Raw genomic sequence first — 16,759 nt, 5'->3', positions numbered from 1 at the left:
GATGTCACCGTTCAGCGGAGGGCCGCGACCGCGCCGAGCACCTGGAAGTGCTCGACGATCGGTCCCAGCGCCATCGCGGGGAAGAATTGCAGGCCGCCCAGGATCAGGATCACCCCGACCAGGAGGCCGACGAACAGACCGCCATCGGTCGGCAGGGTGCCGGCGGAAGGGGCGAGCTTCGGCTTGACGACCAGGGCGCCGGCGATGGCCAGGACGGCCACGATCGGCAGGAAGCGGCCCATGGCCATGGCGATGGCCAGGGTGACGTTCCACCAGGGCGCGTTGGCGGTCAGACCGGCGAAGGCCGAGCCGTTATTGGCCGTACCGGAGACATAGGCGTAGAGGATCTCCGACAGGCCGTGCGGCCCCTCGTGCATCAGGCCCTTCAGCGCCTCGGGCAGCACCGCCGACACAGCCGAGAAGCCCAGCATCGACAGCGGGATGACGATCACGGCCAGGATCGCGAACTGGATCTCGCGGGCCTCGATCTTCTTGCCAAGGTATTCCGGCGTGCGGCCGACCATCAGGCCGGCGACGAACACCGCCAGCAGGGCCATGACGCCCATGATCGCGATGCCCGACCCGATGCCGCCCGGTAGGATTTCGCCCAGCTGCATCAGGAACATCGCGATGCCGCCGCCCAGCGGCATCAGGCTGGAGTGCATGCCGTTGACCGAGCCGTTCGAGGCGCCGGTGGTCATGGCGGCCCAGGCGGCGGTCGACGGCGCGCCGAAGCGGACCTCCTTGCCCTCCATGTTGACCGACGTATCCACCCCGGCCGCGACCTGGGCCGGAGCCGGTTGCGTCTCGGTGGCGTAAATGCCCGCCGCGCCGGCGAACAGCAGCACCGAAGCGGCCATCACCAGGGCGCGAACCTCCTTCTTGGCCATGACCATGCGGCCGAAGGCGAAGAAGGACGCCCAGCCCAGCACATTGATCGAGATCGCCGTGATCAGGTTGGTCAGCGGCGTGGGGTTCTCGAACGGGTGCGCGGAGTTGGCGTTGAAGATCCCGCCGCCGTTGATGCCCAGCATCTTGACGGCTTCCTGCGACGCCACGGCGTAGAGCGAGATCTTCTGCTCGGCGCCTTCCAGGGTCGTGGCGGTGACGCCGGCCGACAAGGTCTGCGGCAAGCCCAGCGCGACCAGCAGCACGGCGACGACGAACGAGACCGGCAGCAGCACATAGAGCGTGGTGCGGATCAGGTCGGCCCAGAAGTTGCCGACGCCCTCGCCGCGGTTGGCGACGAACGCGCGCGCCAGGGCCGCGGCCACGGTCGCGCCGGTGGCGGCCGAAACGACGTTCTGGGTCGTCAGCACCAGCATCTGGCTGAGCGTCGACATGGTCGTCTCGCCCGCATAGCTCTGCCAGTTGGTGTTGGTGACGAAGCTGATGGCGGTGTTGAACGCCAGATGCCCCGACAGACCGGGAAAGCCTTGCGGGTTCAGCGGCAGCACGCCCTGCAGGCGCAGCACCAGATAGGTCAGGATGAAGCCGACCAGGTTGAAGGCGAGCAGCGCCAGGGCGTAGCCGTGCCAGCTCTGGCTTTTCTTGGGATCGACACCGCAGGCGGCGTACAGGAGCGCCTCGACCGGACGCAGGATCGGATCGAGGAAGGTCCGCTCGCCTTTCCAGACGCGCGACATAAAAACGCCCAGCGGCCAACCGATGGCGACCGCCAGGCCCAGGGTCAGGGCGATTTCCGCCCATCCTTGCCAAGTCATTTGAGGAGGTCCGTCAGAACTTGTCGGGCCGCAGCATCGCCGCGACCATGTAACCGGCGACCACGATCGCGCCGGCCGCCCACAGAAGGTTCACGAGCATCGTCAGACGCGCCTCAGGGCGCCGACGAAGCCCGCGAACAGGGCGAAGAGGACGAGACCTCCTCCGAGGAACATCAGATCAGCCATCGCGGCCTCCATTTCATTGGAGCCGGATGGACCATGGCGCCGCGTAAGGGCTCCATGTGGAAGCGGGGCCCTGATGTAAGGGCCGCGTAAAGATCGCCTATTCGGCGGCGTAGACCACCGGGTGGACGTGGGCCCACAGGTGGGCGCGATAGGTCTCGAAGCACTGCTCGCCGCAGATCAATCGCATCACCGCCCCTTCGGCGATGAAGCGCGCCCGCGAGGGGTCCTCGGTGACCAGCGGGATCAGCGCCTCGGCGTTCCAGGCCTTGGAGTGCTCGATGTCCAGCTGAGCATGCAGGGCGAAGTACTTGCGAGCCTCGGGCGAGACGCCGGCGCGCTTGAGGCCGGCATCGACGCAGGCCACGCGGGTCGGGGCGGTCAGCTCGACGACGCCCAGGGCGCCGATCGACTGCCAAACATAGCGCCGCGTGGTGGCGAAGGCCGTCATGACGTTGGCCAGGCACAGCGACTGCCAGAGCGTGCTGTCGATGGTGGGCGTCAGGCCCAGGGTCTCGGTAGTGCGCGACAGCATGGGACCATGCATGCCGCGAGCGCTGCCGCGGCCCATTTCGTCCCAATAGTTGCGGGCCAGCTCCAGCTTGGCGCGGTCGGGCACCTTGACCTGGGTCATGGCCACCAGGTCGTCGAAGCCGGCCTCGCCCGCGGCTTCCTGGGTCAGGAACCACTTCAGGTCGTCGAGCGAGGCGGCGCCTTCCAGCCAGTCGAATAGCGGATCCCACTGGCCCGGGCCGTGTTCCTTCAAGGCCTCGAACCAGGCGATGAAGCCTTCCGGATCGGTCGGAACATCGGCGACCAGAGGCGCGATCTGCGCGCGGAAGGCCTCGATGAACTCGCCTTCGAGACGGAGCATACGAGAGTTCTCGTCCAGTTCGCGCCGCCAGTCCTCGCCCGGCTCGGCCGGCGCCAAGCGCTGGTGGTTCCAGTGGGCCAAGCCCCGGTGCAACGCCTCGGCGTCAGGGAACCGTGGGCTGAATGCGCCCATACGCGAAAGACGCTCTCCACCAAACACGTCCTGCTCTCCATCACATCGCCGGCCTGCGCCCCGGCGAGGGTCAAACGAGGCTGCGGCGCGGCCGTTCCAGTGTCGGGCGGCCGACAACAGAGCGGTTTAAGCAATTGAGTTCGATCAGGAACCGGGCGTGCGCATCCGTGTTTGCAACGCCGTCTTGGGATCTCGCCAGAGGCGGACCATATTGATGAAATGCCCCTGCTCCGCGTCCGCGTCATCGATCTGGAGACCGCCGGCACGGCTCCTCATGAAGTCTGCGAAATCGGCTGGCAGGACGTGCTCCAGGACGAGGGCGGACGCTGGGTCGTTAGCAAAGAGCGCGGCGCAAAGTTCGTCGATCCGGGCGGCCCGATCTCACCTCGGACGATGGCTATCCACCACATCCGCGACGACGACGTGACCGGCGCGGGCTTCTGGAAGGATGTTGCGCCAGGCATATTGCGACCAGACGGCGGGGTCCTGGCGCTTGCTGCGCACAGGGCCGCTTTCGAGCAGCGGTTCTGCACGCCCCGCCTCTCTGGCGGCGCGGCGTGGATCTGCACCTGGAAATGCGCGCTTCGCCTTTGGCCGCACCTGCCAAGCTTCTCCAACCAGATGCTGCGCTACACGCGGCAGCCCGAAGGCCTGGATCATGCGACCGGCCTGCCGGCGCACCGGGCCATGCCGGACGCCTACGTCACCGCCCACCATCTGCGCGACATGCTGAAGGAGGCTTCAGTGGAGCAGCTCCTGGCCTGGAGCCGCGAGCCCGGCTTGCTGCCACGCGCACCCAGTGGGGCCGAGCGCGGTAAGCCCTGGCGAGACGTTGGGACCGAAGCGCTGCAGGCTCTCGCCCGCGAGCGCGATCTCGACGTGCGTTTCAGCGCCGAGACCGAACTACGGCGTCGCGGCCAGCTTCCCGAGACGGCCGCGACGCCGCCCGCTCAGCAGCGCCTGCTCTAGCGGATCGCGTTGAAGGCTGCAGTCAGGCGCTTCTTCACCAAGCCGGGGGTGGTGGCGACACTGGCCTCGGCGGCTGCGGCGTTGGGCTTGCCGTCGCCGACCTTGGCCACGAACACCATGCCCATGCCCCAGTGCGGCGTGCACTTGAAGCCGTAGACGCCCGACTTGGCCAGGGTGACGACCACTTCCTTGTTCAGCGCGCCCTTCACCGGCGTGAAGCCCGGAGGCGCCATGCCGGGGATCGACGCGACGTCATGGCCCGGGTCAGTCGGGATGAAGCGGATGGTGTCGCCCGGCTTCAGCTTGGCGGTCGACGGTTCGAAGACCATCATGCCTTCCGCGCCGCGGTTGAGCATCTTGACCTTGAGCTCGGCGGCCCCCGCCACGTTCGCGAACGTGATGACCCCGGCGATCGCGGCGAGCGCGAGAACGGACTTCGACATGGGAATTCCTGGGTTATGCGATCGGGCTCATCGACCCGGTGCAGCCCTTCTAGGAACTTCCTCCGCACAGAACTTTGCGCAGGCGCAAACCCGCGACCCATAGACGTCATTTCCGCCGGACTGCGACGGAACGCCACGCCGGCAAGCTACGCCCTATTAGGCACGTCGGGCGCAGGTTGCCCCGGTCGCAGGAACCCGTGTCATGACGCACTCCAACATCATCCCCTTCGAGCCCAGAAACCCGATCCTGGCGTACGAGAACGAGGGCTTGGAGGACGCAGACCGGGCGCTTCTGGAAGAACTGGCCGAGACCCTGGCGAGCATGCCGCGCGGGATGTGCATGATCGATGAGGAGGCGCGGCTGATCTTCTGCAACGCAGCCTTCGCGGCGATGTACGGGCTGCCGACGAGGCTGACCCAGCCCGGCACCGCGCGCGCCGAGATCGTCGCGTTCTGCGCCCCCCGCTTCGCCTGGGCGACGGTCAATGTCCGCGATCATCTGGCGCTCGACGATCAGGCCGGTCCCGAGGACACCGTCATCGGCGAGTACTGGATCAACGAGACCCGCCGCGTGCGCGTCTCGCACACCAAGATCGCCGGCGGCGGATATGTCGCCATGCACGAGGAGATCGACGTCGCCCCCCTCCTCGCCATGGCGCTGGAAGAGGCCTGAGCCCCTATTCCGACTTCGGCGCCCAGTCCTTGTTGATGACCAGGGCCGCCAGAGTGCAGGCCACGCCGGACAGCAGATAGGCCCCCACCGACCACAGGCCGAAACGCGTCGCCAGGAACAGAGCCACCAGCGGCGCGAAGCCTGCGCCGATCAGCCAAGCCGAGTTGGCGACGATCGCAGCGCCCGTATAGCGGTGCTGAGCCGGGAAGCTGCTGTTGACCACGCCCGACGACTGACCGAACGCCAGGCCCAGCAGGGCGAAGCCGGCGATCATGTAGATCGCCTCGCCCAGGCCGCCGGCGTTCAGAAGCTGCGGGGCGAAGCCGCTGTAGGCGCCGATCATCACGGCCGAAACGCCCAGCACCGCGCGACGGCCGACGCGATCGGCGATGACGCCCGAAGCCAGCATGGCCAGGATGCCGATCACCGCGCCGACGGCCTCGATGGCTAGGAAGCGGATCGGCTCCTCGCCCGCGCGCAGGGTCACCCACGACAGCGGGAACACGGTAACCAGATGGAACAGCGCAAAGCTGGCCAGCGGGGCCAGAGCGCCCAGAGCGATCGTGCGCCACTCGACCGCCACGGTCTTGAACGGCGGCGACGGCTGCAGTTCCTGGCTCTCGAACAGGCGCTCGAACTCCGGCGTCGCCACCAGGCGCAGGCGGGCGAACAGAGCGACGACGTTGATGGCCAGAGCCACGAAGAACGGATAGCGCCAGCCCCACGACAGGAAGTCGGCCGGCGACAGGATCGAGATGAAATAGGCGAACAGGCCGGTGGCGACCAAGAGGCCCAGCGGCGCGCCCAACTGCGGGATCATCGCGTACCAGCCGCGGCGATCCTTGGGCGCATTGAGCGAAAGCAATGACGGCAGGCCATCCCAGGCGCCGCCCAATGCGATGCCCTGGCTGAAGCGGAACACCGCGAGCAGAACAGCCGACCACGCGCCGATCGTCTCGAAGCCCGGCAACAGCGCCAGCGCCATGGTCGAGCCGCCCAACAGGAACAGGGCGATCGTCAGCTTCACGCCTCGTCCGTGCTTGCGGTCGATGGCGGTGAACAGCAGCGTCCCGAAAGGACGACCGATGAAAGCCAGGGCAAAGACCGCAAACGAGAACAGCGTACCCGTCACCGCGTCTACGTAAGGGAACACCACGGCCGGGAACACGAGGACCGACGCAAGGGCATAGACGAAGAAGTCGAAGAACTCGCTCGTACGCCCGATAATCACGCCAATAGCGATCTCTCCGGGGGCGACGCGGTGGTCGTCAGCGGTCACCAGCCGGGCGTCGCGCTCGAGCTGAGTCGAGTTCGAGGCGGCGATCGAGTCAGTCATGCGTCACGTCCTGGGGTTGGCTCAAGGCGCGGATCGTGCAATCCACCGGTCCGATTGATCGCTACATATTGCGCTAGCGAAAAGATTGTACAACTCTGAAAGCAGCCGGAATGAGCAGCCTGTTGGTCCCCTCATGCGCTTAAGCTTCCCAGGTCTTGGGCGACATGCCCGCGTTATCCCAATCGCGCTTCTCGTTCTCTTGTCGGGATGCGAACGGGCTGTGTTGGACCCTGCTGGGGACATCGCGCTGCAACAGCGTAATCTGATCTACATTTCAACGGGACTGATGCTGCTCATCATCGTCCCGGTGATGATCTTGATCGTCGTCTTCGCCTGGCGCTACCGCAAAGGTGGTGACGGGACCTACGACAAGCAGTTCCATCACTCGACCTCGCTGGAGCTGGTGATCTGGTCGGCGCCGTTGCTGATCATCATCGCCCTGGGCGCCCTGACCTGGTCCAGCACCCACCTTCTGGACCCCTTCCGCCCGCTGGACCGGATCTCGGCCGAGAAGCCGATCGATCGCAACGTCGCGCCGCTGCGGGTGCAGGTCGTGGCCCTGGATTGGAAGTGGCTGTTCATCTACCCCGAGCAAGGCGTGGCGACGGTCAACGAACTGGTGCTGCCGGTCGATCGCCAGGTGCGGTTCGACATCACCTCGACCAACATGATGAACACCTTCTATGCGCCCACCCTGGCCGGCATGATCTACGCGATGCCGGGCATGCAGAGCACGCTGCACGCGGTGCTGAACAAGCCGGGCGAGTACGAGGGCTTCTCGGCCAACTACAGCGGCGCGGGCTTCTCGGACATGCGCTTCAAGCTGCACGGCGTCGACCAGGCCAGCTTCGACCGCTGGATCGGCGAGACCAAGGCCAGCACCAAGACCCTGCAGACCCCACAATACCTGGCGCTGGAAAAGCCCAGCGAGAAGGTCCCCGTCGCGCGCTACGGCAGCGTCGAGGCCGGCATCTTCAGCCGCATCGTCAACCGCTGCATCACGCCGGGCACCACCTGCATGAGCGCGACGATGAAGCATGACGGCAAGCAGCACGGCCTGGTCCCGCCGCGTGGCGGCGAGCACCAGCACGGCGCCCCGCCCGAGGGCGCGGTGTTCAAGGAGCCGCACGAGATCGCGCCGGGCACGAACGTGACCAAGCCGCGTGATCCCAAGCCGCCGGGCAACCAGGCGCCCGCTTCGCCGAAGAACCGCGACATATCTTCTATCTCGCCCGCCTTGGCGCGCGATGGATCGATCGGAGCCTAAGCCAATGTTCGATCAGACCCTCGCGAAAACCATTTTCGGACGGCTGTCCTGGGAATCCTTCCCGATCCACGAGCCGATCCTGCTCGTCACCTTCGCCGTCGTGGTGCTGCTGGGCCTGGGCATCCTGGCCGCGGTGACCAAGTACAAGCTGTGGGGCTATCTCTGGACCGAGTGGTTCACCACGGTGGACCACAAGAAGATCGGGATCATGTACATGATCCTGGGCATCATCATGCTGCTGCGCGGCTTCGCCGACGCCGTCATGATGCGCCTGCAGCAGGCCATCGCCTTCGGGGCCAACGAGGGCTACCTCAACGCCCACCACTACGATCAGATCTTCACGGCCCACGGGACGATCATGATCTTCTTCGTGGCCATCCCGCTGGTGGTCGGCCTGATCAACTACGTCATGCCGCTGCAGATCGGCGCGCGCGACGTGGCCTTCCCGTTCCTCAACAACTTCAGCTTCTGGCTGACGGCGGCCGGCGCCATCCTGGTGATGATCTCGCTGTTCGTCGGCGAGTTCTCGCGCGCCGGCTGGCTGAACTACGTCCCCGTCGCCAACCTGCAGAACAGTCCCGACACAGGACCCGACTACTATCTATGGGCCCTGCAGATCGCGGGCGTGGGCACGACGCTCTCGGCCATCAACATGGTCGCGACCATCCTGAAGATGCGCGCGCCCGGCATGACCATGATGAAGATGCCGGTGTTCGTCTGGACGGCGCTGTGCAGCAACGTCCTGGCCATCGCCATCTTCCCCGTGCTGACCGGCGCCTTCGCCCTGTTGATGCTGGATCGTTATCTGGGCATGAACTTCTTCACCAATGATCTCGGCGGCAACCCGATGATGTATTGGAACCTGGTGTGGATCTGGGGTCACCCAGAGGTCTATGTGCTGGTCCTGCCGGTCTTTGGGATCTATTCGGAGATCACCTCGACCTTCTCGGGCAAGCGTCTGTTCGGCTATTCGTCGATGGTCTACGCCACGGTGGTCATCACCATCCTGTCGTACCTGGTCTGGCTGCACCACTTCTTCACCATGGGTTCGGGCGCCAGCGTGAACTCGTTCTTCGGCATCGCCACGATGGTGATCTCGATCCCGACCGGGGCCAAGATCTTCAATTGGCTGTTCACGATGTATCGCGGCAACATCCGCTACGAGCTGCCGATGATGTGGGTCGTGGCGTTCATGCTGACCTTCGTCGTGGGCGGCATGACCGGCGTGCTGCTGGCCGTTCCGCCGGCCGACTTCGTGCTGCACAACTCGCTGTTCCTGGTCGCCCACTTCCACAACGTCATCATCGGCGGCGTGGTGTTCGGCCTGTTCGCCGGCATGACCTACTGGTTCCCCAAGGCCTTCGGCTTCAAGCTGGATCCGTTCTGGGGCAAGGTCTCGTTCTGGGGCTGGGTCGTCGGCTACTGGCTGGCCTGGACGCCGATCTACGTGGTCGGCCTGATGGGCACCACGCGCCGGGTTCGCCACTTCGACGACCCCAGCCTGCAGCCGTGGTTCGTGCTCGCCGCCATCGGCGCGCTGATCATCGGCGTCGGCATCGTGGCCTTCGTCATCCAGATCGCCGTCAGCATCAAGAACCGCGACAAGCTGCGCGACACCACCGGCGATCCCTGGGATGGCCGGACGCTGGAGTGGGCCACCTCGTCCCCGCCGCCGAACTACAACTTCGCGTTCACGCCCGTCGTCCATGATCTGGACGCCTGGTACGACATGAAGGATCGCGCGGCGCAGCGGCCGACCGCCGGCTTCCAGCCCATCCACATGCCGCGCAACACCGGCATGGGGGTGATCCTGTCGGGCCTGGCCATGGTCATGGGCTTCGCCATGGTCTGGTACATCTGGTGGCTGGCGATCGTCAGCTTCGTGGCCCTGGTGGCGTTCAGCATCGCCCACACGTTCAACTACGACCGCGACTACTACATCGCCGCCGACGTGGTGACCGACACCGAGGACCAGCGTTCGCGCCTGCTGGCGGAGAAAGCGTAAGATGGCCACTCCCTCCACCGACAAGGCCGAAACCTCGCCAACCTTCTACCTGGTCGAGGAATCCGGGCATCACCATGCCGCCAGCGGCGGCAGCACGTTGCTGGGCTTCTGGATCTACCTGATGAGCGACGCCCTCATCTTCGCGACGCTGTTCGCGACGTATGGGGTGCTCTCCACCAGCTATGCCGGCGGTCCGGGTCCGGGCGAACTGTTCGAGCTGCCGCTGGTGGCCCTGAACACGGCCTTCCTGCTATTCTCGTCGATCACCTACGGCATGGCCATGATCGACATGGAGGCGGGCAACCAGCGCGCCACCCAGATCTGGCTGGCGATCACCGGCCTCTTGGGCGCGGCCTTCATCGGGGTGGAGCTCTACGAGTTCACATCCCTGATCCATGAAGGCGCCACACCACAGACCAGCGCCTTCCTGTCGGCCTTCTTCACCCTGGTCGGCACCCACGGCCTTCACGTGACCTTCGGCCTGATCTGGCTGGTGGTCATGCTGGTCCAGGTCGGCCAGCGCGGCCTGAACGCCGACAACCGCCGCCGCCTCGTGTGCCTTGGCATGTTCTGGCATCTGCTGGACGTCGTCTGGATCGGCGTCTTCACGTTCGTCTATCTGCTGGGAGTGCTGCGATGAGCGCCCACGACACACCACACGACGATCATCCGCACGACGACGGCCATAGCCACGGCACGCGCCGCGGCTACCTGATCGGCTTCGCGCTGTCGGCGGTGCTGACGGCCCTGCCCTTCTGGCTGGTCATGAGCGGCGCGATCGCCAACGCCCAGACCACGGCGGCGATCGTGGTCGCCCTGGCCTTCATCCAGATCGTGGTCCACACGATCTTCTTCCTGCACATCAACACCAAGTCCGAAGGCGGCTGGACGCTGATGGCCCTGATCTTCACCATCGTCATCGTGGCGATCGTGATCAGCGGCTCGCTGTGGATCATGTTCCACCTCAACAGCAACATGATGATGCCGATGAACCCGGCGAGCGCGCCGCCGGCGCCTTGAGCAAGAGAGCGTCTTGAACAAGTGGTGGCTAGCGTTCGGCTGCCTGCTTCTGGCGCTCGTCTTCGGCGCGCTGGGAGCCTGGCAGGTCGAGCGCCGGGCCTGGAAGCTGGACCTGATCGCCCGCGTCGACGCCCGGGTCCATGCGCGCCCCGTCGCGCCGCCTCCGCCCAGCGCCTGGAGCAAGGTCAACGCCCGCGACGACGAGTACCGTCGCGTCCGCGTGGACGGCGAGTTCCTGCATGAGCAGGAGACCCTGGTGCAGGCCGTCACCGAACTTGGCCCCGGCTACTGGCTGATGACGCCCCTGCGCACGAAGCAGGGCCTGATCATGATCAATCGCGGCTTCGTGCCGCCGCAGTGGCGCGATCCGGCCACCCGCACGCGCTGCATTCCCGGCGAACACGTGACCATCACCGGCCTGATGCGGATGAGCGAACCGCGTGGCGGCTTCCTGCGCTCCAACAAGCCGACCTTGGACCGCTGGTACTCGCGCGACGTCGTGATGATCGCCAAGGCCCATGGCCTCACGGAAGAGGTCGCTCCGTTCTTCATCGACGCCGAAGCCGATCCCAAGCCGGGCGACTTCCCGGTCGGCGGACTGACGGTGATCGCCTTCCGCAACAGCCACCTGGTCTATGCCCTGACCTGGCTCGCCCTGTGCGGACTGTCACTGCTGGGCGTGGCGCTGGCGCTGCGGCCGAAGAAGGCCTAACTCGCGCGGCGCAACGGCTCGGCCGAGGCTGCCGGCAGCTGTGTGTAGAACCAGGCCAGTTCCGGATGGCGCTCGATCAGGTCGGCGAAGGCGCGACGGATGCGTGGCGTCAGGGCCGTGTCCTTGACGCACATGGCCACCACCAGGGCGGCCGTTGTCCTCAGAGTCGGATTGCGCAGGCTGGTCTTCTGCTCCTGCAGGCGCTTTAGCCAGCGCGTACCGCCGGCGTCGGCCGGCAGGTCGGCCATGGCGCGGTCGATATCGCGCAGCGTCTCGGCGATGGTTTCGGCCAGGCCGATCTCCAGCGCCAACTCGACGAAAGTCCCCTCGATACGCGACACGATACGCCCCAGAACAGATCCGCAGCCCGACACCGCAGAGCGACGGATTTAGCGTTCGAAGGGCCGAAGGCGCAAGCCCAGGTTCCGATTTTGTTCACAGATCGAAGTCGGGCTCCACAGGGGGCGAACCGGGCCGAGAAAAGCGTCCGCCCTCCCCGGCCCGAAGCCGCCTAGTAGAAGGTCACGTCATCCAGTTCGAACCACAGCTTGGCGCGGGCGGCGCGTTCGCCGTCTACGCCGACCTCCAATAGATCCGCACCGGTCAAGGTCGGGGTCTGGCCGCGCATCGTCACCGGCTTAAAGGCCGAGAACGGCAGCTCGACGGTCTTCCAGGCAGAACCGGCCTCGACCTCGGCGCGGAACAGACCGCCCACGCTGCGGATGGTCACCTGATACGGACCGCCGTCGCCGCGCACGGCCAGCTTCACGCCCTTGAACGCCGTGGCGTCGACCGGCTCGACCGAGCCGCGGCTCAGCGGCAGCAGCACGCCGGCCGAAGCGTCGGTCTTGCTGGCCATGCGCGCGCCGACGCTCAGCACCTTGCCGCCGCCTTCGCGCTCGATCACCTGCGAGACCTCCAGGCTGCGGTCGTGACCGCCGTCGAAATCGTCCAGCCGCTTGGTGTCGAGGCTGGTGCGGCCCACCGCGCCTTCGAAGTCGTCGATCAGGGCCTTGGCCTTCAGAGCCGTCATGGTCATGCGGTCATTGGCAGGTTTGCGAACCGAACCGGGACCGAACACCGCCTGGCCGTCCAGGAACACGCGGTCTATGCGGCGCACGTCGGTGATCGTTTCCCAGGGCTTGCCCGACACCAGCACGAAGTCGGCGCGCTTGCCGGCCTCCAGGGTGCCGCGATCGGCCAGCAGGTTCATGGCCTTGGCGCTGATGGCAGAGCCGGCGATCAGCGCCTGGCTGGGCGTCAGGCCGGCCTGCACCAGCAGCTCCATCTCGCGCAGGCTGGACGGGCCGTGCGGCGTGCCCGGCATGCCGGCGTCGGTGCCCAGGGCCACCGGCACGCCGGCGTCGAACAGGGCCTTGGTGTTGCCCAGGGCGTAGCCGAACTTCAACTGGGACTGCCTGGCGCGCGGGCTGTCGGGATCGGCCGGCGGCTTCTGACCCGGCTTGACCGGCTCGTACACGGCCAGGGTCGGAGCGTAGAACAGGCCCGAGGCCTTGATCTTGGCGACCGTAGCCGCGTCCAGCGGCTTGTCCTGCAGGCTATGGGCAATGACGTCGACACCGCTATCGGCCGCAGCCGCGCCGCGCTCAACGGTCACCGTATGGGTCAGCACCTTGAGACCGTGCTTGTGCGCCGTCTCGGTCAGGGCCTTCAGTGTCCAGGGATCCATGCTGGTATTGTCGGCCATAGCGCCGTAGCGCCAGCCGTCATGGAAGGCCTTGATGGCGTCGGGCTTGTATTTGGCGATCTCGTCGACGGCCAGGCGAGCGCTCTCGGGCGTGTCGACCCAGCGGGTGGTGTTCTCGTCGGCCCAGTCGGCGCCATGACCACCCGGCGTGCTCATGCGAGCGACGAAGTTGACGTGCGGCGCGGTCAGGGTCGACAGCCAGCGGCGGCGCGGCTCGAACGACTCCGGCTGCTGGTGGAAGTCGTTGACCGTGGTGATGCCCGCCGCGAGGTAGGCGTCGGCGATCTTCGGCGTGACGGCCGGCGCGCCGCTGGGCGTCCAGTGCGTGTGGACGTCGATGAAGCCCGGGACCACGGCCTTGCCGGCCGCGTCGATCACGGTCGCGCCCTTGGGCGCCTTCACCTTGGCGCCGACGGCGACGATGCGGCCATCCTTGACCACCAGCGTCCCGCGATAGGGCGCAGCGCCCGTGGCGTCGAAGATCTCGGCGTTGGTGATCGCCAGCGGCTTGGTCTGGGCCATGGCCAGCGAGGTCGAGAGCGCGGCGACCGCGACGCCTCCGGCCAGGATGCGCAGGATAGATGCGGACATGCGAGCGTACTCCTAGAGTGAAACTGGGCGAGCCGTTCGACGGCTCACCTCATGACGACGAACGACGGCGCTAAATCCGGACGCTGAAAATGGCCTCGACCTCGACGGGCGCGCCCATGGGCAAAGAGGCGACGCCGACGGCGGCGCGGGCGTGCTGCCCACGGTCGCCCAGCACCGCCTTGATCAGATCCGAGGCGCCGTTGACCACCTTGGGGTGATCGGTAAAGCCGGGATCGCAGGCGACGAAGCCGGTCAGCTTCAAGCAACCGGCGATCTTCTCCAGGTCGCCGCCAACCGCCGCCGCCGCCGCGCCCAGCACGTTCAGCGCGCATTGGCGCGCCGCGGCCTGGGCCTGCTCGAGACTGACTTCGACGGGCACGCGGCCCTTGGCGATCAGACTTCCGTCCTTCAGCGGCAGCTGACCCGAGACGAAGACCAGATCGCCATGCCGCACGAATGGCGCATAGCTGCCGATCGGGACGGCGACCTTTGGCAGGTCCAGGCCCTGGGCCTTCAGCGCCGCAACAGCGTCTGCCCGCGCCGAGCTCAGGCTGCTGACCGACAATGCGGCCCCACCCAGAACGACGAGGGCGTTTCGACGAGAGGCGATCATCGCGTGAACTCCGTGGCTTGCAGCGCGGCGGCGCGGGTCTGGTCGGATGGGGCGCAGAACCAGCAGTCCTCGATCGGGCTGCCGGGCGGGGTTTTGGGCGCCGGCGCCTGGTCGGAGGCGAAGCGCGCCATGGCCTCGCGATCGCCGTCGGCCAGCAGCCGCGCCAGGTAGCGGTCATAGGCGCTGGCGCCAGACGCCAAGCCCTTGCCGGTGTCGGCCAGCTTGGCCTCGATCGCCGCGACCACGGTCGGCGACAGCGTCTTGTCGCCAAGGGTGTCGACCAGATCGCCGATCAGCCGCGCCTGCTGGCGACGACGGATTTCGGCGAAGCGCACGGACTCGCTGGGCTTGGCCTGGACCTGGGCGAACAGGGCGTCCAGCAGTTCGCTGACGGTCAGCTGGCCAGCATCGCGACGGGCCTGCTCCTGCACCCGGTTGAGGCGCGGGGCCTCGACCAACTGGCGCAGAGCCATGTCTGAGGCCACGACGGCCACGCCGACGGGATCGAACACCGGTCCGCCCAGCGTATCGAACAGCTCGATCTCGAACTGGCGGTCGCTCGTGCCCGAGGCGGCCTGGGACAGCAGGGCCACCAGGTCGTCCGGCGTGTCCAGCAGCGCCGGATCCAGGGTTTCCAGCACGGCCTTCAAGGCGCGACGCTGAGCGGCGACGTCGATGACCTTGGCCTTCTCGCGCCCCTCCCCGTTCACCGCATAGCTGAAGTCGACGCCGCCGACCTGCTTCACGGCCGCGTCGATCTGGTAGCGGTGGAACAGATAGATCGGCACGAACACCCGGCGCAGGTCCGAGACCGGCGCGCCGGGGGCGATATTGCCAAGGCCAAAGCGCGACAGGGCGATCTTGCGCACCGCCAGGGTGTCCTTCAGACCGTCGACCGGGTCGGCGCCATTGTCCCACTGGGTGCTGGCCGGATGCTCGTCGTCAGCGATAAACATCATGCCCTGGCTGGCGACCTCGCGGGCGATCCCGTCCAGCGCCTTGGCGGTGTCGGTTCCGGTCGGAAACTGGCTGTAGAGCCACTTGACCGTGAACTTGTCCCACGCGCCCGCGCCTTTGACATAGGCGTCGCTGAAGTCGAGCTTGTCGCCCTTCACGTGGATCAGCGGCGCCGGATAATCGAGCGTCGAGGCCCGGCCGAAGGTCGAGCCGGCGAAGTTGTGCGAGAAGCCCAGCGCGTGGCCGGTCTCGTGCATGCCCAGCTGGCGGATCCGCTGCAGGGCGATCTGCACCGGATCGTTGACCCCGCCCTTGCCGGTTCCCGCCGCGCCCAGCAGGCCCTCGAAGATCATCTTGTCCTGGCGGACGCGAAGGGATTCCAGCTGCACCACGCCACGGACGATCTCGCCGGTGCGGGGATCGACGATGGTCTGCCCTGTGGACCAGCCGCGGGTCTGGCGATTGATCCAGAAGATGACGTTGTAGCGGGCGTCCATCGGATCGGCGCCCTCGGGCAGCACCTCGACCTTGAAGCCGTCGATGAAGCCGGCAGCGTCGAACGCCTGCCCCCACCAGTTGGCGCCTTCGACCAGGGCGGTGCGGATCGGCTCCGGCGCAGCGCGGTCGACATAGAAGACGATCGGTTTCTTGACCCGCGAGCGGGCGGCGTTCGGATCGGTCTTCTCGAGACGGAAGCGGCGGGCCAGGCGGTAGACGATCGACGAGTCCAGCGGGGCGGCGAAGTCGACGACCGGCACCTGCACGGAGGTGCCGGTGCGGGGGTCAAAGCGGCGCGTCTCGAAGCCAGCCTCGGGCAGCTTCACGAACGAGTGGTGCACCGTCAGGGTGATCGAGCGGGCGTCCGGCGCGATGGCGCGGACCTCGGCGCCGGGATCGTCGGCGGTGAAGGTCTGGACCGCCTCGAACTCCAGATTGGTCGGGAAGACGCCGCTGCGCGGGGCGTCGACATAGGTCAGGTTGGCGGCGGGCCGATAGACGCCTTGCTTGCGCATGCGGATCCGACCGGCGACGTCCAGTGTGTCCTGTGTCAGGAAGCTGGTGATGTCGACCAGAGCCGCGCCATCCGGGCCCTCGGCGATCGCGTCGCCGCTCCAAAGGTTGGAGACCGCGAACGAGCTGCGCACCGCGCCCGCTTCCAACTCGCCGGTGCCGTTGGCCCGGAACTCTGGATTCTCGGCCTGGATGACCACCTTCTTGCCGGCGCGGCGGAAGGCCAGCAGTTGGGCGCGGCCGGTGGCGGCGCGGTCCAGACCTAGCGAGGTCGAGCCCAGGCCGGAGGCCAGGCTCGCCTGGTAGATCACGCGCAGCGAGACGCCATCGGCGCCGGCCGGCGGCACCTGGACGAAGACCTTGCCGGTCTTGGCGTCGACGAAGGTCCGCAGCAGGCCCTCGCGCGGCTGGGCGGCCCCGGCGGCGGTCTGCGCCCAGTCGGCTGCGTAGGAAGCCGACGGCAGGACCGAGGATGTCAGAGCCAGCGCCGCGATCGCGGCTGCGTAGACCAGGCTCTGGCGCTTGAGCGAACGCCGCATGA

At 66.9% G+C, this 16,759-nt stretch carries 15 protein-coding genes; 7 read left to right on the top strand and 8 right to left on the bottom strand.

The genetic code is table 11. The annotated features are described in order from the left end of the window. Positions 1-11: 11 nt before the first annotated feature. Complete coding sequence (kdpA, locus tag E1H18_RS22650; RefSeq protein ID WP_172273151.1) at positions 12-1,724, bottom strand: potassium-transporting ATPase subunit KdpA; 1,713 nt, start codon at positions 1,722-1,724, stop codon at positions 12-14. A 283-nt stretch (positions 1,725-2,007) separates the two neighbouring features. Continuing rightward, entirely contained in the window at positions 2,008-2,913 is a 906-nt protein-coding gene (locus E1H18_RS22645; protein WP_194248154.1) for an iron-containing redox enzyme family protein, read from the bottom strand. A 219-nt stretch (positions 2,914-3,132) separates the two neighbouring features. Here E1H18_RS22645 and E1H18_RS22640 point away from each other — a divergent pair, with 219 nt between their 5' ends. Further along, the gene (locus E1H18_RS22640) at positions 3,133-3,882 is read left to right on the top strand and encodes a 3'-5' exonuclease (RefSeq protein WP_172273145.1); all 750 of its coding nucleotides are present in this window, start codon (positions 3,133-3,135) and stop codon (positions 3,880-3,882) included. Here the strand turns inward: E1H18_RS22640 and E1H18_RS22635 are convergent. Further along, on the bottom strand, positions 3,879-4,325 hold the full coding sequence (locus E1H18_RS22635; RefSeq protein ID WP_172273142.1) for a pseudoazurin: 447 nt from the start codon (positions 4,323-4,325) through the stop codon (positions 3,879-3,881). The genes E1H18_RS22640 and E1H18_RS22635 overlap by 4 nt on opposite strands. Before the next feature lie 202 nt (positions 4,326-4,527). Here E1H18_RS22635 and E1H18_RS22630 point away from each other — a divergent pair, with 202 nt between their 5' ends. Beyond that, a complete protein-coding gene (locus tag E1H18_RS22630) occupies positions 4,528-4,998 on the top strand; it encodes a PAS-domain containing protein (RefSeq protein WP_172273139.1) in 471 nt (156 codons plus the stop codon). 4 nt (positions 4,999-5,002) lie between these two features. Here the strand turns inward: E1H18_RS22630 and E1H18_RS22625 are convergent, their stop codons facing one another. Next, the gene (locus E1H18_RS22625; RefSeq protein WP_172273136.1) at positions 5,003-6,334 is read right to left on the bottom strand and encodes an MFS transporter; all 1,332 of its coding nucleotides are present in this window, start codon (positions 6,332-6,334) and stop codon (positions 5,003-5,005) included. Between the two features lie 133 nt (positions 6,335-6,467). Between E1H18_RS22625 and cyoA the strand changes: the two genes are divergently transcribed. The 5 genes from cyoA to E1H18_RS22600 are packed head-to-tail and all read left to right on the top strand — an operon-like array spanning position 6,468 to position 11,338. Further along, a complete protein-coding gene (gene cyoA, locus E1H18_RS22620; protein ID WP_172273133.1) occupies positions 6,468-7,601 on the top strand; it encodes a ubiquinol oxidase subunit II in 1,134 nt (377 codons plus the stop codon). A 4-nt stretch (positions 7,602-7,605) separates the two neighbouring features. After that, positions 7,606-9,606, top strand: coding sequence for a cytochrome o ubiquinol oxidase subunit I (gene cyoB, locus E1H18_RS22615; RefSeq protein ID WP_172273129.1), 2,001 nt, complete (start codon positions 7,606-7,608; stop codon positions 9,604-9,606). A gap of 1 nt (position 9,607) precedes the next feature. Next, entirely contained in the window at positions 9,608-10,246 is a 639-nt protein-coding gene (gene cyoC / locus E1H18_RS22610; RefSeq protein ID WP_172273126.1) for a cytochrome o ubiquinol oxidase subunit III, read from the top strand. After that, complete coding sequence (gene cyoD / locus E1H18_RS22605; protein WP_172273123.1) at positions 10,243-10,626, top strand: cytochrome o ubiquinol oxidase subunit IV; 384 nt, start codon at positions 10,243-10,245, stop codon at positions 10,624-10,626. Before cyoC ends, cyoD begins: the two co-directional genes overlap by 4 nt. Positions 10,627-10,639: 13 nt before the next feature. Next, the gene (locus E1H18_RS22600; protein WP_172273120.1) at positions 10,640-11,338 is read left to right on the top strand and encodes an SURF1 family protein; all 699 of its coding nucleotides are present in this window, start codon (positions 10,640-10,642) and stop codon (positions 11,336-11,338) included. Here E1H18_RS22600 and E1H18_RS22595 read toward each other — a convergent pair. The 4 genes from E1H18_RS22595 to E1H18_RS22580 form a co-directional block, all read right to left on the bottom strand. Next, positions 11,335-11,679, bottom strand: a complete 345-nt coding sequence (locus tag E1H18_RS22595) for a hypothetical protein (protein WP_172273117.1) — start codon at positions 11,677-11,679, stop codon at positions 11,335-11,337. The two genes, E1H18_RS22600 and E1H18_RS22595, sit on opposite strands and share 4 nt — an antisense overlap. Positions 11,680-11,849: 170 nt before the next feature. After that, the gene (locus E1H18_RS22590) at positions 11,850-13,637 is read right to left on the bottom strand and encodes a CIA30 family protein (protein ID WP_172273114.1); all 1,788 of its coding nucleotides are present in this window, start codon (positions 13,635-13,637) and stop codon (positions 11,850-11,852) included. 70 nt (positions 13,638-13,707) lie between these two features. Next, entirely contained in the window at positions 13,708-14,250 is a 543-nt protein-coding gene (locus E1H18_RS22585) for a RidA family protein (RefSeq protein ID WP_172273111.1), read from the bottom strand. Then, on the bottom strand, positions 14,247-16,757 hold the full coding sequence (locus tag E1H18_RS22580) for a zinc-dependent metalloprotease (protein WP_172273108.1): 2,511 nt from the start codon (positions 16,755-16,757) through the stop codon (positions 14,247-14,249). The genes E1H18_RS22585 and E1H18_RS22580 overlap by 4 nt, the downstream gene beginning before the upstream one ends. Positions 16,758-16,759: the final 2 nt, after the last annotated feature.

Source organism: Caulobacter sp. RHG1 (genome assembly GCF_013181195.1).
GTDB lineage: Bacteria > Pseudomonadota > Alphaproteobacteria > Caulobacterales > Caulobacteraceae > Caulobacter.
The sequence above is the reverse complement of the archived record's forward strand: the minus strand, read 5'-3'. Positions and strand labels throughout refer to the sequence as shown.